Consider the following 19669-nt stretch of genomic DNA (forward strand, 5'->3'; position numbering starts at 1 on the left):
GACGACGCTGCGTTGCGGCATCCACTCTCATTCCACACCGGCCCCGCGGATTGTTCAACCGCGCGCGCGGCGATTGTGCAGATTGCACCGATTCGCCCGCGTCGGGTGCGCACGCGACGACAGTCTGCGCTGCTGGTTAGGCTGTCGCCGTGACCGCCCTCCCCACTCGCAGCCTGCTCGTCCACGACGCGATCCGTGCCGCCGGCATCACCGGAGACATCGTGGTGCTCCCGGATGCCGCCTCCACCGCCGTCCTCGCCGCCGAGGCGCTCGGGGTCGAGGTCGGCGCGATCGCGAACAGCCTCGTCTTCATGAGCGACGGCGAGCCGCTGCTCGTGATGACCAGCGGCGCGCACCGCGTCGACACGACGGCGCTCGCCGAACGGCTCGGGCGCGGGAGGATCCAGCGCGCGAACCCCGACCAGGTGCGTGAGGCGACCGGGCAGGCGATCGGCGGGGTCGCACCCACCGGCCACCCTGCGCCCCTGACGACGGTCGTCGACGAGGCTCTCGCGCAGTACCCCGAGATCTGGGCCGCCGGCGGCACGCCTCACACCGTCTTTCCGCTCACCTATGACGAGCTCGTGCGCCTGACAGGCGGCACGATCTCGCAGGTCGACTGATGGCGACCGCGGCCGACGCTTCGCAGCGGGCCGGGCTCGACGCCGTCGCCGCGCTCAAGCGCGGCGACCGCGATGCGGCGCTCGCGCTCATCGCCGCGGGCGCCGACGTCAACGTCCGCGACGATCTGCGCGACTCGGTGCTGCTGTACGCCGGCGCGAACGGGTACGACGACGTCGTGCGCGCCGCGCTCGCCGCGGGCGGCGACCTGACGGTGACCAACAGGTACGGCGGCATCGCGGTGATCCCCGCCAGCGAGCGCGGCCACGTCTCGACCGTCGCGCTGCTGATCGAGGCGGGCTCGAACCTCGACCATGTCAACCGGCTCGGCTGGACCGCCCTCATCGAGGCGATCGTGCTGAGCGACGGCGGCCCCGCGCACCAGCGGATCGTGGAGCTGCTGCTGGACGGTGGGGCCGATCCGTCGCTCGCCGACGGGGAGGCGTGACCCCGCGCGAACTCGCCGCGGGTCGCGGCTACGACGAGATCGTGGCGCTGCTCGACACGCACCTCTAGCCGGACCGGAGGCTCAGGTGGGCCGGGCGCGGCCGATCCGGCGCTCGAGTTCTGCGGCAGCCGCCTCGGCGCGCGCCGCGAGCTCGTCGGCGCCCGCGTCGTCGTCGGCGGGCCAGGTGAGCGCGATCGCTGCGGCGGGCCAGCCGGCGTGGTCGCGCACCGCGACCCCGACCGAGCGCATGCCCAGGGTGACCTCGCCGTCCTCCCGAGCGAACCCGCGCGTGCGCACCTCTCTCAGCAGGTCGCGCAGCTCGCCCGGCCGCCGCGGACCCCGGCCGGTGCGGTCGGCGAAGGCTGCGGCATCCGGGAACAGGGCCCGGACCTGCTCGCGCGGGAGCGCTGCGAGCATGGCGCGCCCGGTCGCGGTGAGGTGCGCAGGAAGCCGCACGCCGACATCCGTGACGAGCGCCGGGCGCCGGGGCGCCCGCTCCTCGACGATGTACAGCACGTCGCGGCCGTGCATGACGGCCAGGTGCGCGCTCTCGCCGGTGCGGTCCGCGAGGTCGGCGAGGACGGGACGCCCGAGGCGGGCGAGCGGCTCCTGCCGCGAGTATCCGCCGGCGAGCTCGAACGCCGCGATGCCCAGGCCCCATCGCCGGTCCTCGGGCAGGTGCACGACGAACTGGTGCTGCTGCAGCGTCGCGAGCAGGTGGTAGACGGTCGAGCGCGGAAGCTCCAGCGCCGACGCGATGGTGCGCGCCGGCACCGGCCCGCGCTGGCGGGCGAGGAACGACAGTATCCGCAGCGTGTGATCGGCCGCCGGGACCTGTGGGCGCGCGTCTGGGATCACAGACACAGGATGCCACGACCCGCTGTCGCACGGCACCCGGGCGGTGTGGAATCGAGGCATGACCGCTGAGCTGTTCGAGACGATGGGGCCCGTCACCGTCGGGGCCGCACCCCTGCGCCCGGAGGACGTCGTCGCCGTCGCCCGCCACGATGCCCGCGTCGAGATCGCCCCCGAGGCGCTGGCCCGCGTCGCCGCCACCCGCGCTCTCGTCGAAGGACTCGCCGACGACCCCGAGCCGCACTACGGCATCTCGACCGGCTTCGGCGCGCTCGCCACCACCTTCATCGCCCCGGAGCGCCGCCTGCAGCTGCAGGCGAGCCTCATCCGCTCGCACGCCGCCGGCACCGGCCCTGAGGTCGAGCGCGAGGTCGTGCGCGCCCTCATGCTGCTGCGCCTGCAGACGCTCGCCACCGGCCACACCGGTGTGCGCCCCGTGGTCGTCGAGACGTATGCCGCGATGCTGAACGCCGGCATCACCCCGATCGTGCGCGAGTACGGCTCGCTCGGCTGCTCCGGCGACCTCGCCCCGCTGTCGCACGTCGCGCTCGCCGCGATGGGCGAGGGACGCGTGCGCGACGCCGGCGGGGTGGAGCGGGATGCCGCCGACGCGCTGGCTGCGGCATCCATCGATCCGCTCGTGCTGCGCGAGAAGGAGGGACTCGCCCTCATCAACGGCACCGACGGCATGCTCGGGATGCTGCTGCTCGCGCTGCACGACCTGTCGATGCTGCTGGACACCGCCGACGTCGCCGCGGGCATGTCGGTCGAGTCGCAGCTCGGCACTGACGCCGTCTTCGCCGCCGACCTGCAGGCGCTGCGTCCGCAGGTCGGGCAGGCCGTGTCGGCCGCGAACCTGCGCGCCGTGCTGGCCGGCTCGCCGATCGTCGCGTCGCACCGCGACCCCGCCGTCTGCACGCGCGTGCAGGACGCGTACTCGCTGCGCTGCTCGCCGCAGGTGCACGGCGCCGCCCGCGACACCGCCGACCACGCTGTGCTCATCGCCTCGCGCGAGCTCGCCGCGGCCGTCGACAACCCAGTCATCACCGACGACGGACGCGTCGAGTCCAACGGCAACTTCCACGGCGCACCCGTCGCGTACGTGCTGGACTTCCTCGCGATCGCCGTCGCCGACGTCGCGTCGATCTCGGAGCGCCGCACCGACCGTGCGCTCGACCGTGCACGCAGCAACGGCCTGCCGCCGTTCCTCGCCGACGAGGTCGGCGTCGACTCCGGCCTCATGATCGCGCAGTACGCCGCCGCCGGCATCGTGTCGGAGCTCAAGCGCCTGGCCGTGCCGGCATCCGTCGACTCCATCCCGTCGTCGGCGATGCAGGAGGACCACGTCTCGATGGGCTGGGCGGCGGCCCGAAAGCTGCGTCGCGCGCTCGACGGGCTCGCCCGCGTGCTCGCGATCGAGGTGCTCACCGGTGCGCGCGCCCTCGATCTGCGCGCGCCGCTGCAGCCCGGTGCCGCGACCGGCGCCGTGCGCGACCTCGTCCGCACCGTCGCCGGCGGCCCCGGCCCCGACCGCTTCCTGTCGCCCGAGATGGAGGCCGTGACCGCGCTCGTCGCCTCGGGCGCCGTTGCGCGGGCGGCCCTTGAGACCACCACGAAGGAGTGACGATGACCACCGCCGACACCACCACCGGCAGCCCGCGGGGCCTCGGCGAGCACGCCGTCCGCGCCCCGCGCGGCCCCGAGCGCACCGCGAAGAGCTGGGGCGCCGAGGCCGCCAAGCGCATGCTCATGAACAACCTCGACCCCGAGGTCGCCGAGCACCCCGAAGACCTCGTCGTCTACGGCGGCACCGGACGCGCCGCCCGCAGCTGGGAGGCGTTCGACGCGATCGTGCGCACGCTCGACGAGCTCGAGCCCGACGAGACGCTGCTGGTGCAGTCGGGCAAGCCGGTGGGCGTCTTCCGCACGCACGAGTGGGCGCCGCGCGTGCTCATCGCCAACTCGAACCTCGTGGGCGACTGGGCGACGTGGCCCGAGTTCCGCCGCCTCGAGGCGCTCGGCCTCACGATGTACGGCCAGATGACCGCGGGGTCGTGGATCTACATCGGCACGCAGGGCATCCTGCAGGGCACGTACGAGACGTTCGCCGCGGTCGCCCGCTCGCTCGGCCGCGACGACCTGTCGGGGACGCTCACCCTCACCGGCGGGGCCGGCGGCATGGGCGGCGCGCAGCCGCTCGCGGTCACCCTCAACGGGGGAGCGGTGCTCATCGTCGACGTCGACGAGTCGCGTCTGGCCCGTCGCGTCGAGCACGGCTACCTCGACGAGTACACGACCGACCTCGACGCCGCCCTCGCGCGAGTCGTGGCGGCGAAGGAGGGCGGCGAGGCACTCAGCGTCGGCGTCGTCGGCAACGCCGCGGAGGTGTTCGGCGACGTGCTGCTGCGCCACCGCGCCGGCGAGCTCGCCGTCGACATCGTCACCGACCAGACCAGCGCCCACGACCCGCTGGCTTACCTGCCGGTCGGTATCGCGTTCGAGGACTGGAGGGCCGAGGCATCCCGTGATCCCGAGGGCTTCACCGCCCGTGCCCGCGGCTCGATGGCCAAGCACGTCGCCGCGATGGTGGGGTTCCAGGATGGCGGAGCCGAGGTGTTCGACTACGGCAACTCGATCCGCGCCGAGGCGCAGCTGGGCGGCTTCGAGCGCGCGTTCGCGTTCCCCGGCTTCGTGCCGGCGTACATCCGCCCGCAGTTCGCCGAGGGCCGCGGCCCGTTCCGGTGGGTGGCGCTCTCGGGTGACCCCGAAGACATCCGCAAGACCGACGAGGCCGTCAAGGCGCTCTTCCCCGACAACGCCGGGCTGGTGCGCTGGCTCGACAAGGCCGGCGACGCCGTGCACTTCGAAGGGCTGCCCGCCCGCATCTGCTGGCTCGGCTACAAGGAGCGCCACCTCGCGGGGCTGAAGTTCAACGAGATGGTGGCATCGGGGGAGCTCGCGGGACCGATCGTGATCGGCCGCGACCACCTCGACGCCGGTTCGGTGGCCTCGCCGTATCGCGAGACGGAGGCCATGGCCGACGGCTCGGACGCGATCGCGGACTGGCCGCTGCTCAACGCGCTGCTCAACACCGCGTCCGGCGCGTCGTGGGTGTCGCTGCACCACGGCGGCGGCGTCGGCATCGGCCGCTCGATCCACGCGGGGCAGGTGACGGTCGCCGACGGCACCGCACTCGCGGCCGAGAAGCTGGAGCGCGTGCTCACGAACGACCCCGGCACGGGCGTCATGCGCCACGTCGACGCGGGCTACGACAGGGCTCGCGAGGTCGCCGTCGAGCGCGGCCTGCAGGTGCCGATGCTGTCGGACGAGGCCTGACGACGCCATCCATGTCCCGATTCCGTTGGTTCCGGACCGCCGGAGCAGGCGAGACCGGGACATGTCGCCGAGAATCCGGGACACGAAGGGGAGGGATGCCGTGACCGCCACGCTCATCACGAACATCGGCGAGCTGACCACCAACGCAGGCGGGCCGGGCGACGCGCTCGGCACGCGGCACGACGCGGCGGTGCTGCTCGAAGGCGACCGTGTCGCCTGGGTCGGTGCGGCGTCCGAGGCGCCGCACGCCGAGGCCCTCACGACAGTGGATGCCGGCGGCCGGGCCGTCATCCCGGGCTTCGTCGACAGCCACACGCACATCGTGTTCGGCGGCGACCGGGCCGACGAGTTCGAGGCGCGCATGACCGGCACGCCGTATGCCGCCGGGGGCATACGGCGGACGGTCGCCGCCACCCGCGCGGCGGGCGACGAGGAGCTGCGGGTTCGGCTCCAGGGCTTCACGCGGGAGCTGCACGCGCAGGGCACCACGACCTTCGAGGTCAAGACCGGGTACGGCCTGACCGTCGACGACGAAGCGCGGCTGGCACGGCTCGCGGCCGAGGTCACGCCCGAGGTCACCTACCTCGGCGCGCACGTCGTGCCCGCCGACTACGCCGACCGCCGCGACGAGTACGTCGACCTGGTGTGCGACGAGATGCTGCGGGCATGCGCGCCGCACTCGCGGTGGATCGACGTGTTCTGCGAGCGGGGCGCCTTCACCCCCGAGGAGTCCCGGCGCATCCTGTCGGCCGGCATCGCCCACGGTCTGCTGCCGCGCGTGCACGGCAACCAGCTCGGCCTCGGCGAGGGCGTGCAGCTGGCGGTCGCGATGGGGGCGGCATCCGTCGACCACTGCACCTACCTGTCCGACGATGACGTCGCAGCACTGACGGGCTCGTCGACCGTCGCGACCCTGCTGCCGGGCGTCGAGTTCTCGACGCGCCAGCCGTACCCCGACGCGCGGCGGCTCCTGGACGCCGGAGTCACCGTCGCACTCGCGAGCGACTGCAATCCGGGCTCCAGCTTCACGAGCTCGATGCCGCTCATGATCGCGCTCGCCGTGCGCGAGATGGGCATGACGCCCGCCGAAGCGGTGTGGGCGGCCACCGCCGGGGGCGCGCAGGCGCTGCGCCGATCCGACGTCGGCGCGCTCGCGCCCGGCATGCGCGCCGACCTCGTGCTGCTCGACGCGCCGACGCGCGTGCACCTCGCCTACCGCCCCGGCGTGCCCCTCGTGCGCACGGTGTGGCTCGGGGGCGAGCGACTGTGACACCGCGGGCCCGGGTCGGACGATCGACCCGGGCCCGCGGCATCCCGCACTCCGGTCAGCGCGTCGCGAGCTCCGCGACGTCATCGGGCGACAGGGCGGAGTTCCACACCGTCAGCTGGTCGATGTCGCCCTGGAAGGGCGTGTCCCACCAGTTGACGCCGAGGGCGAAGACGTTGCCGGCGCCCGCGAGCACATCGGGGAACCCGGTGCCCTGGAAGCGCAGCTCGCCGTCGACGTAGACCGACGCGGCACCGCCGTCGACGACGAACGCGACGTGGGACCACTCGCCCAGCGGCAGGCTGCGGCCGGTGCCGGCGTCGTACCACTGCGACCCCGACCACAGCATCGTCGACCCGCCGACGCCGTCGTGCCCGCGGGGCACGAGGCTCACCCACGAGTTCGCGTTCGCGGCTGCGAAGAAGGCCGTCGTGTACGCCGTGAGCGCCGACGGCCGCAGCCACAGGCTCACCGAGTACGACGATCCCTGCACGAGTCCGTCGGGCAGCCGCACGCCGGCGGTGCCGTCGAGGTGCAGCGCCGGTCCATCGACGCCGTCGGCCACGTAGGCCGCCGGGGCCGTGCCCGCGGCATCGATGCGGGCGCCGGTCGGCGTCGCGTGGGCGAAGGAGCCGTCCGCGTCGGCGAGCGTGCCGTCGAACGACCACGCGCCCGCGAGGACGCCCGGCGTGCGCGCGAGCACCGTGATCTCGAACGGGACGGATGCCGACGCCGCGCCGTTCGCGACGGTCGCGGTGAGAGTGACCTGCGCGTCGGGCTCGCCGATCCCAGGGCGGGTCACCGTGCCGTCGGGCGCGACGGTCCGGGCGGCCGATGACGCCCAGGCGATCGTCGTGCCGCCGGTGCCGGTCGTGGGCAGCTCGAGGTCGACCGTCACGCCCGACGTGTCGCCGAGCGAGAGGTCCGCGACGACGGCGTCGACGGCGGCCTGGCCCGACACCTCCACCGTCCTACGGCCCCACAGCGTGACGCCCTTCGCCGACACCGCGGTGAACCCTGTCGACCACGCCTGCAGATCGGGGTCCCACACCGGGGCGAACACGCCCTGGTAGGTCTGGCCGCCGACCGTGAGGGTCGCGGTGTGCTGGCCGGTCAGCTTCCAGGCGCCGTCGACCGCTCCGCCGATGCGGCCGGTCTTGGTGAGGGTGATGTCGGATGCCTCAGCCGCCGTCGCAGTGATGTCCTTGCCCATGTCGACCAGCTGCCACGTGCCCACGACGTCGTCGCGCTTCACCTTGCCGGCGATCTCGCCCGCGTACCGCATCGGTGAGACGACGGGCCAGCCGTCCGCGTTCATCCACATCTGGTGCACGCGCACCTCGTGCAGGTCGCCGGTGCCGGGGAAGCGGGCGTGGAACACCATGAACATGCGGCCCGTGTCGGGGTCCTGGTACCACGACGTGTGGCCGGGCGACACGTACCCGGTCCCGACGCCGGTGCCGGGGTCACCGAGCTCGCGCCCGAACAGGTGGCCGCCCATGAGCTTGACGCCGTACGGCTGGACCGACACGTCGTCGAACAGCGGCAGTGCCGGATCGGCCTTGACCTCGCGCATGTCGTTGCCCTGCGCGTCCAGGTACGGGCCTTCGACGTCCTTCGAGCGGGCGACGCGCACGTCGTAGCCGCCCGTCACGCCGAGGCCGCCGAACGACAGGTACAGGTAGTAGTAGCCGGTCTCGGCGTCGTACTGGATCGTCGGCGCCTCGATCCGGCTGTGGTTGCCGCCCACGAGGTGGGTGCCGTAGCCCTGACCGGGCAGCGGCCGGCCGGTGGCGGCATCCATCTTCAGCAGGAAGATCCCGCCCGAGTACGAGCCGTAGACCATCCAGAGCTGCCCATCGGCGTCGTAGAACGCGTCGGGGTCGACGGTGTTGGGGTGTACTCGCGCGTCATACACCTCGCCGGGGTTCTCGGACTCGCCGGGCATGCCGCTCTTGAGCAGGACGCCCTGGTTCTCGTACGGGCCGTCGACGGTGTCGGAGGTCGCGAGGCCGAGCGCCGAGCGCGGCGACGAGCCCTCGCACGCGTTGTAGTACATCGCGAACCGGCCGTCGGGCAGCCGGATGACGTCGGCCGCCCACAGCGTCGAGGTCTGCGCCCAGTCGAACGTCTCGGCGAGATCGGCGTAGATGTCGTCGAAGAGCGCGTTGTCGGGGTTCTGCGACAGATCGACCGTGTTCTGCGTCCACGACATCAGGTCCTGTGTGTGAGCGGACGCGCCGTGCGACCCGAACACCCAGATGTCGTCGCCGGACGTGACGATCGAGGGGTCGTGGACCGTCACGTCCTCGAACACCGGCGCGGGCGGGTCGGTCGGGGTCTTGGCCCATGCGGGGCTCGCCGCGAGGGCGCCCACCACGAGCACTCCGGCCGTGGTGAGGGCGAGCGCGGCCCTGGGTGATCTCATCGGGTCTCCTGTTCGGCATCGGACGGGGGATCAGACGGCTGCCGCGGCTCGACCTCGAGGCGGCAGTGCTTCTGTCCAGGGCAATCTACAACGATGTAGAACTCGAGTACAACGATGTAGAAGGAGAAAGTCCGCGATACGCACTCGGCCCGATCCGCATCGGCGCCCGGACGGGGCTCAGCGGGGAGTGTCGAAGGTCCAGTCGACCGGGTCGAGCGCGGTCGCTACGTCCCAGTCGTCCTGCGCCCACGTGAACGTCGCCACGGCACACGTCGGCATGTGCCCGATGCCGTCGCCCGACAGACGGCCGGCGAGCGCGGTCATCCCGGGGTCGTGCGCGACGACGAGCACGGACGCCGCCCGCGTGGCTGCGGCGGCCGCGAGCAGGGCACCCGCCGGTGCGCCGTACAGCTCCGGATCGAGCGACACCGCGACGCCCAGCTCGGCGGCGAAGGCCTCGGCTGTCGTGCGCGCGCGCAGCGCGGTGCTGGAGAGGATCACGGCGGGACGGAATCCGGATGCCGCCAGCCGGCCGGCCATCGCCGGGGCGTCGCGCATGCCGCGGTCGTTGAGAGGGCGATCGTGGTCGTCGAGTCCCGGGTCGCCCCAGTCGGACTTGGCATGGCGCACCAGCGCGAGTCGGATCATCACAGGCCTCCGTCCGTCGGGGCGGTCATGCGCGCCGCCAGTGCGCCCAGCAGTTCGAGCACGCACAGTGCGGCCAGCCGCACGGTGCGTCCGTCCGGCGCGTCCGCCGTGGCGTCGACCTCGGCGACGTCGGCGCTGTGCAGGCGCGGATCCGCGGCGGCCGCGCGCACCAGCGCCCGCAGCTCCCACGCCTCGAGGCCGCCCGGCAGCGAGGCCGGGCACCCCGGCGCGACCGAGCGGTCGCACACGTCGACGTCGATGTCGAGGTGGATCGCGCCCCCGTCCGCCCCGGCGATCTCGAGGGCCTCGGCCACGACGTCGGCGGCGCCGCGGCGGCGCACCTCGTCCAGCGTGACCACCCTGATGCCGAGGTCGGCGGCGCGCCGTGCATACGCGGCCGAGTTGGCGAAGTCGGCGATGCCGAGCTGCACGATGCGCCGCCCGTCGAGCCCGTCCTCGACGAGCCGCCGCACCGGAGAGCCGTTCGAGACCCCGTCGCGCAGGTCGAAGTGCGCGTCGATCGTGATGAGTCCGGTCGCCGCCGCGCCCTGCGCGACGCCGTAGGTGAGCGAGTTGTCGCCGCCGAGCGCGATCACGAGATCGGTGCGCTCGCGCAGCAGCGAGACCGCGGCGCGGACGGATGCCTCGCCCTCGGGCCCGTCGGGATCGGCGACGTCGCCGGCGTCGGCGATCCGCAGCACGTCGTTCAGGTCCACCGGCGGCGGGCCGAGGAGCGTCGGGCTGTAGCGCCGCAGCGCCTCGCGGATCGCGGCCGGCGTCGCGTGCGCGCCCGTCGGCGAGAGCGACGTGCGGTGCGCGGGAACGCCCAGGATCGCGGCATCCCACGTTCCGTCGTCGGGGTGAGAGGTCGAGACGGCGGGCCACCCGCCGGCGCGCGGCCAGAGTTCGTCGTGAGAGAGCGCCACGACTCGACGCTACCCGAGCAGCGCGTGGGCGACGGTGAAGATCGCGACGCCCGCGAGCGCACCCACGATCGTGCCGTTGAGGCGGATGTACTGCAGATCCCGGCCCACCATGAGCTCGATCTTCTCGGTCGTCTCGGCCGGGTCCCACCGCTCCACCGTGTCGGTGATGATCGAGGCGATGTCGTGCCGGTAGCGGTCGACGAGGAAGACCGCGGCGTCGGTGACCCACGAGTCCACGCGGCGCTGGAGGGCGGCATCCGTCGTCATGCGCTCCCCGACCTCGACGAGCGCGGCCACACCGCGGCGGCGCAGACCGCTCTCGGGGTCGGCGAGCGCGCGCAGCAGACCGGCCTTCGCGGTCGCCCACGCCTCGCCGGCCAGTTCGCGCACACGCGGACTGTCGAACACGGCCAGCTTGGCGTCCTCGAACCTGCCGATGGTCGCGGGGTCGTGCTGCAGGTTCGCGGCGAGACGTTCGAGGTAGCCGTCGATCGCGAGGCGGGCGGGATGCCGGGGGTCGCGCTGCACGGCGCCGACGAACTTGACCGCCTCGTTGTAGACGGTGTCGTCGACGAACCGGTGCGCCACCGAGGGCACCCACGACGGCAGGCGGCGCGAGACCAGCCCGGTGAACGAGCGGTGGTTGGCGGCGAGCCACGCCGCGATGCTGTCGGCGGCGAGGTCGACGGCGCCGCGATGGGCGCCTGCGTCGACGATGCGCTGCAGCCATTCGCCCAGCGGCGGCCCCCATTCGGGGGCGATGAGGTGCTCGCGGGCGAGCTCCTCGATGACGTCGCGCACGTCGTCGTCGCTGAGCGCCTGCAGCACGCTCGAGGCCATGACCGACGCCTCGGCGGCCACGCGCTCGGCGTGGGCCGGCGTGCCCAGCCATTCGCCGAGCCGCGCGGCGATGGGCGTCTCGACGAGCTTGGTGCGCACCACATCGCCGCGCAGGAACTCGGTCTCGACGAACTCGCCGAGCGTGCGGCCGATCTCGTCCTTGCGGCTCGGGATGATCGCGGTGTGGGGGATCGGGATGCCCAGCGGATGCCGGAACAGCGCCGTCACCGCGAACCAGTCCGCCAGCGCACCGACCATGCCGCCTTCGCCGGCGGCCCGCAGGTACGCGAGCGCCGGCACCTCCTGCTGGAACGCGAACGACACCGCGAACAGCGCGGCCATGAACAGCAGGGCGCCCAGCGCCACGCCCTTCATGCGCCGCAGCGCCCGCCGGCGCTCCTGGTCCGCGGGGCTCGGGCCGACGGGGGACGTCATCGTGGCGGCGCCGGACACGTCAGTCCTCGACGGGGCCGAGCCAGGCCGTCGCGACGGTGGCGTGCGCGGACTCCGGGTCGGACGGATGGAACAGGCCCGCGAGCACGTCGCGGTACAGGCGCCCGAGCTCGCTGCCCGAGAAGTACGACGATCCGCCCGCCACCAGCATCGCTTCGTCGACGATCGACTTCGCCGCCGTCACCGCACGGTGCTTGACGCCGGCCAGCTGCGCGAACCACTGCGATCCTCGATCGGCGAGCACGTCCACGTCACGGGCGAGGACGTCGATCTGCGGCGGCAGCGCGTCGTACGCGAGCGCCATGTCGGCGATGCGCCAGCGGATGTCGGGGTCCTGGCTGTAGGCCTTGCCGGTGCGCTTCGACGTGCGCTTGGCGGCCGTCGCGACGGCGAGCTCCAGCGCCCGTCGCGCGATGCCCGTGTACACCGACGCCAGCAGCAGTTCGAACACGCTGAAGATGCCGAACACCAGCGGGTCGGGGTTGGGTCCGGGGGCCAGGCGCCGCACGACGCGGTCCGCCGGGGCGACGGCATCGTGCAGCTCGGTGGTGCGCGACTGCGTGCCGCGCATGCCGAGGGTGTCCCAGTCGTCGCGCACGACCACGCGGCCCGTCTGCACCTCCGCCCGCGGCACGAAGGCGTAGACCATGCGCGGCGCGTCGTCCGACGAGGTGTCGAGACCGTGGAGCCCCAGCTGCGTCCAGACCGGCGACAGCGACGTGAAGATCTTCGTGCCGGTGAACGAGTAGCCGCCGTCGGGGAGGGGAGCGGCATCCGTCCCGCTCCCGAACAGCACCAGATCGTTGCCGGCCTCGCTGATCCCGAACGCGAACACCTCGCCGGCGGCCGCGCCCTCCTGCACGAACCGCAGCGCGTCGCTGCCGCGGTCGGCGAGCACCTTGGCGACGCCCGTCCACACCAGGTGCATGTTGATCGCGAGCGCGGTGGCGGGCGCCGCGCCCGCGAGCCGCTGCTGGAGCAGGGATGCCTCGGCCAGCCCCAGTCCCGATCCGCCGAGCTCCTCGGGCACGAGCATCGCGAGGTACCCGGCCTTCTTCAGATCGGCGAGGTCGTCGTCGGGGAACGTGTTCTCGCGGTCGTGGACGGCGGCTCGCGCCCGGAAGCGCTCGAGCAGGTCGTCGGGGAGGAGCTGTGTCGGATCGAAGAGCGTCACCCCGCCATTCTTCCCCCGCCTGCGCGGTTCGGCGAGGAGGTCCCTCAGTCGAGCAGGGCGAGGACGGCCGAGATCGTCGCCTCCGGGTCGTCGCGGTGCGGGGAGTGTCCGGCGCCCGTGATGACGACGGCCGGCCGGAAGCGGGGGTTGGCCGCCACCGCCGCCTCGACCGGCGTGTCGCGGAAGATCGAGCCGACGCCGGCCGCGATGACATCGACCGGCACTGCCACGTGCAGCGCGGCATCCGTCACGTCCCACGTCGGGTTCTGGGCGGTGGTCTGCTCCACGGCCCACCGGCTCGTCACCTGCGAGGCGTGCGCCTTCAGCTCGACGTCCTGCGGGTGCCAGTGCGGGTGGGCGCGGTGCACGGCCTCCTGCGTCGGGTCGTCGAACGACGCCGCGAGCCCCGCGCCGATCCCCGCACGATCGTCGGCCTGCAGCGCGACCGCCGGGTCGACGAGCAGCAGCCGGCGGGCCCAGCCCGGGTCGGCGGCCGACGCGAGGAGGGATGCCGCGCCGCCGAGCGAGTGGCCGATCACGAGATCCCACGACCCGCCGTCGTCGGGTCTGGTCGCCGCGATGTCGGCGCCGTAGGCGGCGAGGGTGTAGTCCAGCGTGCGTGGCGCGGTGCCGTGGCCGCGCAGGTCGACGGCCTCGACGCGCCACCCGGCGTCGGCCAAGGCCACGCCGTAGCGCCACATCAGGGCGCCGGTCGAGCCGAGGCCGTGCACGAGCAGCGCGCGGCGCTCGGCGACGGCCGAGCCCCACGACAGGCGGGGGAGCGAGACGGGGGTGGGCATGCGCTCAGCCTAGGAGTCGGAGCCGGAGCGACCCGTGGTGGGCGCCACCGGGCGTCATGCACGGCAGGATGGACACGGAGGTTGGCGTGATCTCGACGGAACTGGCGATGGCCCTGCGTGACGCGGGACTGGTGTGGCACCCGCGCTCGGGCGACCGGTTCCAGCTCGATGAACCCGAGTTCGAGGCCGACGTCTTCACGGTCAGCGAGATGACGATCGAGCCGCGGGAGTACCCGACAGGTCGCATCCTCGCCTTCAACGGCACCACCGAGTGGGCTCTCGACTCCGTCGCGCTCGAGGACGCGCTGTGGCTGCCGCACGAGCATCAGCTGCGCGAGCTGCTCCGCGGCGCGTTCCGGTCGCTGCGCCGCCTGCCCGACACCCACGAGGTCGAGATCGTCGTCGCCGGGGATCGCAAGGTGTTCGAGCACCCCGAGCCCGCCGACGCGTACGCGCTCGCCGTGCTGGAGCTGCTGCGCCGGATCGTGTGACCCGGTCCTAGACCCCGATGGCGAGCGACGCGGTGTAGCCCTCGGAGGCGGAGCCCGCCATGGTCGCGATCTGATGGATGCCGCCGTCGTCGCCGAAGACCATGTCGCTGCTCAGCGACACCTGGCTCGCGTTGCGTACGCTCTGCTCGTAGCCGCTGGTCGCGTACACGGCGTCGTTCGTCTCGGCCGGCAGCGCGATCTGGCTCGTCTTCACGATCGGCCCGGTGGCGACCGCGGTCGCGACGTCCTCGTAGACCTCGAAGTGGATGTGCGGCCAGCGCCCCGAGTAGCACGCCGGATAGATCGACGTGAAGGTCACCGTGCCGTTCGCGTCGGTCTCCTGCACGCCGCGCAGGTAGTTCTCGTTCTCGATGCCGCGGCTGTACAGCGAGTAGTTGCCGTCGCGGTCGCAATGCCACAGGTAGACCCCGCGACCGGCCAGCGCGGCGCCGGTCGCGGCATCCCGCACCGTCAGCGCGATCGTGAGCGGCACGCCCTCGGCGGACGTCGACGACGACCCGAAGCTGGAGCGGATGTCGTTGCGCACGATGCCCGAGTCGTCGAGCACGTCCACCCCGTTCGAGCCGTCGGCCGGGTAGGGCCCCGCGGTCTCGTCCGGCACCTCGTCGACCGGGCCCGACGCGTCGGCGGTCGCCGAGGCCGCCGGCGTCGCGGAGGGGCTGGTGGATGCCGCGCCCGACGAGCTCGGCGTGGCAGAGGCGTCCTCGTCGCCGGTCACGCCGCACGCGGTGAGCAGACTGGTCAGGGCCACGCCGCTGAAGATGCCGAGCGCGCGGCGCCGGTCGATCAGGGTGCGGATGTCGTAGACGAGGCCGCGGTGATCCTCGTCGATGGGGTTGCCGTCGGCGTCGAGCCAGTCCTTCTCGTCGGTGCGCATGGCTCGAGTAGACCGGTCCGCCCTATGCGGCGTCTATGGGGTGCGTGTGCGCGGGATGTGGCCGACGGTCAGCCTTCGGCGGGCTCAGCCGATGGTCTGCACGGGCTCGGTGTCGGGGATGGGGCTCGCGCCGCGCTCGCGCAGGTCGGGCTGATGGCGTACGAACACGAGGGCGACGAGCAGCGCGAGTGCGCAGAACGCCGCGGCCGACACGTAGGCGGCGGTGACCCCGCCGGGGCCGTCGATGAGGAATCCGGCGACTGCCGAGCCCACCGCGGCGCCGATCAGCTGCCCGGTGCCGACCCAGCCGAACGCCTCGGCGGTGTCGCTGAACTTGACGCTCGCGGTCGTCATCGCCGACAGCACGCCGAGCGCGGGGGCGATGCCGATGCCCGCGACGAACAGCGTCGCCGAGATCCACCACACGTTCACCCAGAGGGTGGTCAGGACGAGGCCGAACGCCACCACGGTGAGGCGGCGCACCATCGCCCAGCGCCCCATCGGCAGGTGCCCGAAGGCGAGCCCGCCGGCGAGACTGCCGATCGAGAACACCGCCAGCACGAGGCCCGCCTCGACGCCGCCGTGCGAGAACGTGGCCACGACGCTCGCCTCGACCGCCGCGAACGAGCCGATCAGCAGGAACCCGATGACCGTGGCGAGCAGGATCGGCGGACGAGCGAGCACCTTGCCGAGCGACCGCTTGCTGCGCGGGATGCGCACGCGGCCCACCTCGGGCGACAGGATGAACCACGCGCAGCCCGACAGCAGGATGACCACCACCAGCACGAGGCCGACGACCGTCCCCGCCTGGGTGGCGACGAAAGTGATCAGCACCGGCGCGAGGATCCAGATGATCTCCTGGAGCGAGGCGTCGAGCGAGTACAGCCCGGTCAGCTGCTTCGAGTTGACGAGCTTGGGGTAGATCGTGCGCACCGCCGACACGATGGGCGGCGTCGACATGCCCGCGATGAACCCGAGCACGACGTACACCGGCACGGGCGAGACGAGGAACGCGATGCCCAGCAGGGATGCCGCCGACACGACTGTCGTGAGCGTCAGCACCCGCCGCATGCCCCAGCGGCCCATCCACCGGCTCGTCACGGGGCCGGCGATCGCCTGCCCGATCGACATGGCCGCCAGGACGACGCCGGCGGCGCCGTACGAGCCGGTGATGCCCTCGATATGGAGGAGGATCACGAGGCTGATCATGCCGTTCGGGAACCGTGCGACCAGCTGCGCCGAGATCATGCGGAGGACGCCAGGAGTGCGCAGAAGATCCCCGTAGCCGGCCACCAGACAACGTTACGCCACGGCCGCCGAATCGCGACACGCCGACGGGGTGCGCGACACGCCGGGGCCGCTCTCCACAGCCGAATCCGATGTCGGAGCCCCGGACTACCGTCGCGGCTGTGGAGGGATGCGGCCGTGGCTCCCGAAACCCCCGTGATCCCGGCGTTTTCGAGGTCCCTCGGGCTGTGGATGAATCCGTGGAGAACCTGTGTTGTACATGGGGAGAACGGTGGAAAATCACACCGATGTAACTACTAGCCCTTGTGGTGCTTACGGATGTCGGTACCCATATGTAGTATTGGTCTCCCGGCGGGGGGACTGCCGGAGAAGTAACGAGGAGAGCAGAATCGACATGGCGATCACGGTCTATACCAAGCCCGCATGCGTGCAGTGCACGGCGACCTACCGAGCCCTCGACTCGAAGGGCATCGAGTACGAAGTCCACGACCTCTCCGAGGACCCCACGGCCCTCGAGCAGGTCAAGGCGCTGGGGTACCTCCAGGCGCCGGTCGTCATCACCGATGAGGACCACTGGTCGGGCTTCCGCCCCGACAAGATCGACGAGCTCGCCGCGCGTCTGAGCTGACATCATGTCTGCTCTCGTGGCGCAGCGCGTCGCGACGAGCGCACCGCTGCTGGTCTACTTCTCGAGCGTGTCGGGCAACACCGCGCGTTTCATCGAGAAGCTCGGCGCACGAGCAGTCCGGATCCCGCTGCATTCGACGGATCCGGCGCTCGTGGTCGACGAGCCGTACGTCCTCGTGACACCCACCTATGGCGGAGGCCAGGGCCGGGGAGTCGAGAAGGGCGCCGTTCCCAAGCAGGTCATCCGTTTCCTCAACGACGAGCGAAACCGCGGCCTCATCCGCGGAGTCATCTCCGCGGGGAACACCAACTTCGGCGAGCACTTCTGCATCGCCGGCGACATCATCAGCCGCAAGTGTCACGTGCCGCACTTGTACCGGCTAGAGGTATTCGGCACGCCTGAAGATGTGGAACGCGTGAGCGCGGGATTGGAACGATGGTGGGAACTCTGACGCAGATGGACTTCAAGACGGAGGCACGCTTCGAGGGCATGGACTATCACGCCCTCAACGCGATGCTGAACCTGTACGACGCGAACGGGCAGATCCAGTTCGACGCCGACAAGCGCGCGGCGCGGGAGTACTTCCTGCAGCACGTGAACCAGAACACGGTGTTCTTCCACTCGCTCAAGGAGCGCCTGGACTACCTGGTCGAGAAGGAGTACTACGAGGGCGCCGTCCTCGACAAGTACTCGTTCGAGTTCGTCCAGAAGCTCAACGACCTCGCCTATTCGAAGAAGTTCCGGTTCGAGACCTTCCTCGGGGCGTTCAAGTACTACACGAGCTACACGCTCAAGACCTTCGACGGCAAGCGCTACCTCGAGCGCTTCGAGGACCGCGTCGTGATGACGGCCCTCGCGCTCGCGGACGGCGACGAGAAGCTCGCCGTCGGCCTCGTCGAAGAGATCATCTCGGGCCGCTTCCAGCCGGCCACCCCGACGTTCCTCAACGCCGGCAAGGCGCAGCGCGGCGAGCTCGTCTCGTGCTTCCTGCTGCGCATCGAAGACAACATGGAGTCGATCGCCCGCGGCATCAACTCGGCGCTGCAGCTGTCCAAGCGCGGCGGCGGCGTGGCGCTGCTGCTCTCGAACATCCGCGAGTCGGGTGCGCCCATCAAGCAGATCGAGAACCAGTCCAGCGGCATCATCCCCGTGATGAAGCTCCTCGAAGACTCCTTCTCGTACGCCAACCAGCTCGGCGCGCGTCAGGGCGCCGGCGCGGTGTACCTCAACGCCCACCACCCCGACATCATGCGGTTCCTCGACACCAAGCGCGAGAACGCCGACGAGAAGATCCGCATCAAGACGCTGTCGCTGGGCGTCGTCGTGCCCGACATCACGTTCGAGCTCGCCAAGAACGGCGAAGACATGTACCTCTTCTCGCCCTACGACGTCGAGCGCGTCTACGGCGTGCCGTTCGGCGACATCTCGGTCACCGAGAAGTACCGCGAGATGGTGAACGACTCGCGCATCAAGAAGACGAAGATCAACGCGCGCGAGTTCTTCCAGACCCTCGCCGAGATCCAGTTCGAGTCGGGCTACCCGTACATCATGTTCGAAGACACGGTGAACAAGGCCAACCCGATCAAGGGCCGGATCAACATGTCCAACCTGTGCTCCGAGATCCTGCAGGTCAACACGCCGACGACGTTCAACGAGGACCTCTCGTACGACCACATCGGCAAGGACATCTCGTGCAACCTGGGCTCGCTCAACATCGCCCTGGCGATGGACGGCGGCAACCTGGCCAAGACGGTGGAGACCAGCATCCGCGCCCTCACCGCGGTGAGCCAGCAGAGCCACATCGCCTCGGTCCGCTCGATCGAGGACGGCAACGACCGCTCGCACGCGATCGGCCTCGGCCAGATGAACCTGCACGGCTACCTCGCCCGTGAGCACGTCTACTACGGGTCCGAAGAGGGCGTGGACTTCACGAACATCTACTTCTACTCGGTGCTGTTCCACGCGCTGACCGCGTCCAACAGGATCGCGATCGAGCGCGGCGAGACCTTCGACGGCTTCGCGGACTCGACGTACGCGTCGGGCGAGTTCTTCGACAAGTACATCGAGCAGGAGTGGGTCCCCGCGACCGACAAGGTCAAGGAGATGTTCGCCGGCCACCACATCCCCACGCAGGACGACTGGCGCGAGCTGAAGGCCTCGATCCAGCAGCACGGCATCTACAACCAGAACCTGCAGGCGGTGCCGCCGACCGGCTCGATCTCGTACATCAACAACTCGACGTCGTCGATCCACCCGATCGCGGCGAAGATCGAGATCCGCAAGGAAGGCAAGCTCGGCCGCGTCTACTACCCGGCGGCGTTCATGACGAACGACAACCTGGAGTACTACCAGGACGCGTACGAGATCGGCTACGAGAAGGTCATCGACACCTACGCCGCCGCCACCCAGCACGTCGACCAGGGCCTGTCGCTCACGCTGTTCTTCAAGGACACCGCGACCACGCGCGACATCAACAAGGCCCAGATCTATGCCTGGCGCAAGGGCATCAAGACGATCTACTACATCCGCCTGCGGCAGATGGCCCTCGAGGGCACGGACATGACCGAGTGCGTCTCCTGCACCCTGTGACGCGCCGACCCGGGATTTG

Annotated in this window: 18 protein-coding genes; 9 read left to right on the forward strand and 9 right to left on the reverse strand. The window is 71.4% G+C overall.

Annotated elements, in window-relative coordinates; genetic code table 11:
- The first annotated feature begins 149 nt into the window (after window positions 1-149).
- Together ABEA46_RS02680 and ABEA46_RS02685 are read left to right on the forward strand one after the other, a co-directional pair.
- Window positions 150-623 (forward strand): YbaK/EbsC family protein, encoded by a 474-nt coding sequence (locus ABEA46_RS02680; protein ID WP_345542808.1) that lies wholly within the window; start codon window positions 150-152, stop codon window positions 621-623.
- A complete protein-coding gene (locus tag ABEA46_RS02685; protein WP_345542809.1) occupies window positions 623-1069 on the forward strand; it encodes an ankyrin repeat domain-containing protein in 447 nt (148 codons plus the stop codon). The genes ABEA46_RS02680 and ABEA46_RS02685 overlap by 1 nt, the downstream gene beginning before the upstream one ends.
- A gap of 81 nt (window positions 1070-1150) precedes the next feature.
- Here ABEA46_RS02685 and ABEA46_RS02690 read toward each other — a convergent pair whose 3' ends face one another.
- On the reverse strand, window positions 1151-1933 hold the full coding sequence (locus tag ABEA46_RS02690; RefSeq protein ID WP_425563150.1) for an IclR family transcriptional regulator: 783 nt from the start codon (window positions 1931-1933) through the stop codon (window positions 1151-1153).
- Between the two features lie 52 nt (window positions 1934-1985).
- On the opposite strand from ABEA46_RS02690, the gene hutH reads away from it, so the two are divergent.
- From hutH to hutI, 3 genes are all read left to right on the forward strand, one after another.
- A complete protein-coding gene (gene hutH, locus ABEA46_RS02695; protein WP_345542811.1) occupies window positions 1986-3548 on the forward strand; it encodes a histidine ammonia-lyase in 1563 nt (520 codons plus the stop codon).
- A gap of 2 nt (window positions 3549-3550) precedes the next feature.
- Window positions 3551-5260, forward strand: coding sequence for a urocanate hydratase (hutU, locus tag ABEA46_RS02700; protein ID WP_345542812.1), 1710 nt, complete (start codon window positions 3551-3553; stop codon window positions 5258-5260).
- A 100-nt stretch (window positions 5261-5360) separates the two neighbouring features.
- Entirely contained in the window at window positions 5361-6530 is a 1170-nt protein-coding gene (gene hutI / locus ABEA46_RS02705) for an imidazolonepropionase (RefSeq protein ID WP_345542813.1), read from the forward strand.
- Window positions 6531-6585: 55 nt separating this feature from the next.
- Here hutI and ABEA46_RS02710 read toward each other — a convergent pair whose 3' ends face one another.
- From ABEA46_RS02710 to ABEA46_RS02735, 6 genes are all read right to left on the reverse strand, one after another.
- The gene (locus ABEA46_RS02710) at window positions 6586-8955 is read right to left on the reverse strand and encodes a LamG-like jellyroll fold domain-containing protein (RefSeq protein ID WP_345542814.1); all 2370 of its coding nucleotides are present in this window, start codon (window positions 8953-8955) and stop codon (window positions 6586-6588) included.
- A gap of 177 nt (window positions 8956-9132) precedes the next feature.
- Window positions 9133-9603, reverse strand: a complete 471-nt coding sequence (locus ABEA46_RS02715) for a SixA phosphatase family protein (RefSeq protein WP_345542815.1) — start codon at window positions 9601-9603, stop codon at window positions 9133-9135.
- Window positions 9603-10529 (reverse strand): arginase family protein, encoded by a 927-nt coding sequence (locus tag ABEA46_RS02720; protein WP_345542816.1) that lies wholly within the window; start codon window positions 10527-10529, stop codon window positions 9603-9605. The genes ABEA46_RS02715 and ABEA46_RS02720 overlap by 1 nt, the downstream gene beginning before the upstream one ends.
- Before the next feature lie 9 nt (window positions 10530-10538).
- Window positions 10539-11804, reverse strand: coding sequence for a DUF445 domain-containing protein (locus ABEA46_RS02725; RefSeq protein ID WP_345543106.1), 1266 nt, complete (start codon window positions 11802-11804; stop codon window positions 10539-10541).
- Between the two features lie 19 nt (window positions 11805-11823).
- Entirely contained in the window at window positions 11824-12996 is a 1173-nt protein-coding gene (locus ABEA46_RS02730) for an acyl-CoA dehydrogenase family protein (RefSeq protein ID WP_345542817.1), read from the reverse strand.
- Between the two features lie 44 nt (window positions 12997-13040).
- Window positions 13041-13796, reverse strand: a complete 756-nt coding sequence (locus ABEA46_RS02735) for an alpha/beta fold hydrolase (protein WP_345542818.1) — start codon at window positions 13794-13796, stop codon at window positions 13041-13043.
- A gap of 86 nt (window positions 13797-13882) precedes the next feature.
- On the opposite strand from ABEA46_RS02735, the gene ABEA46_RS02740 reads away from it, so the two are divergent.
- The gene (locus ABEA46_RS02740; RefSeq protein ID WP_345542819.1) at window positions 13883-14287 is read left to right on the forward strand and encodes a pilus assembly protein CpaE; all 405 of its coding nucleotides are present in this window, start codon (window positions 13883-13885) and stop codon (window positions 14285-14287) included.
- A gap of 7 nt (window positions 14288-14294) precedes the next feature.
- Here the strand turns inward: ABEA46_RS02740 and ABEA46_RS02745 are convergent, their stop codons facing one another.
- Window positions 14295-15185: an intradiol ring-cleavage dioxygenase gene (locus ABEA46_RS02745; protein ID WP_345542820.1), complete on the reverse strand. Its 891-nt coding sequence runs from the start codon at window positions 15183-15185 to the stop codon at window positions 14295-14297.
- An 84-nt stretch (window positions 15186-15269) separates the two neighbouring features.
- Window positions 15270-16478 carry an MFS transporter gene (locus ABEA46_RS02750; protein ID WP_345542821.1) on the reverse strand — a complete coding sequence of 403 codons (1209 nt, stop codon included), beginning with the start codon at window positions 16476-16478 and terminating at the stop codon, window positions 15270-15272.
- Window positions 16479-16827: 349 nt separating this feature from the next.
- On the opposite strand from ABEA46_RS02750, the gene nrdH reads away from it, so the two are divergent.
- Genes nrdH through nrdE form a run of 3 tightly spaced genes read left to right on the forward strand, consistent with a single transcriptional unit; the run spans window position 16828 to window position 19650 of the window.
- On the forward strand, window positions 16828-17061 hold the full coding sequence (gene nrdH, locus ABEA46_RS02755) for a glutaredoxin-like protein NrdH (protein WP_141893947.1): 234 nt from the start codon (window positions 16828-16830) through the stop codon (window positions 17059-17061).
- Between the two features lie 4 nt (window positions 17062-17065).
- A complete protein-coding gene (nrdI, locus tag ABEA46_RS02760; RefSeq protein WP_345542822.1) occupies window positions 17066-17512 on the forward strand; it encodes a class Ib ribonucleoside-diphosphate reductase assembly flavoprotein NrdI in 447 nt (148 codons plus the stop codon).
- A 5-nt stretch (window positions 17513-17517) separates the two neighbouring features.
- Window positions 17518-19650 carry a class 1b ribonucleoside-diphosphate reductase subunit alpha gene (gene nrdE / locus ABEA46_RS02765; protein ID WP_345542823.1) on the forward strand — a complete coding sequence of 711 codons (2133 nt, stop codon included), beginning with the start codon at window positions 17518-17520 and terminating at the stop codon, window positions 19648-19650.
- The last annotated feature ends 19 nt before the right edge of the window (window positions 19651-19669 follow it).

Origin of the sequence: Microbacterium jejuense (genome assembly GCF_039544225.1) — a bacterium.
GTDB lineage: Bacteria > Actinomycetota > Actinomycetes > Actinomycetales > Microbacteriaceae > Microbacterium > Microbacterium jejuense.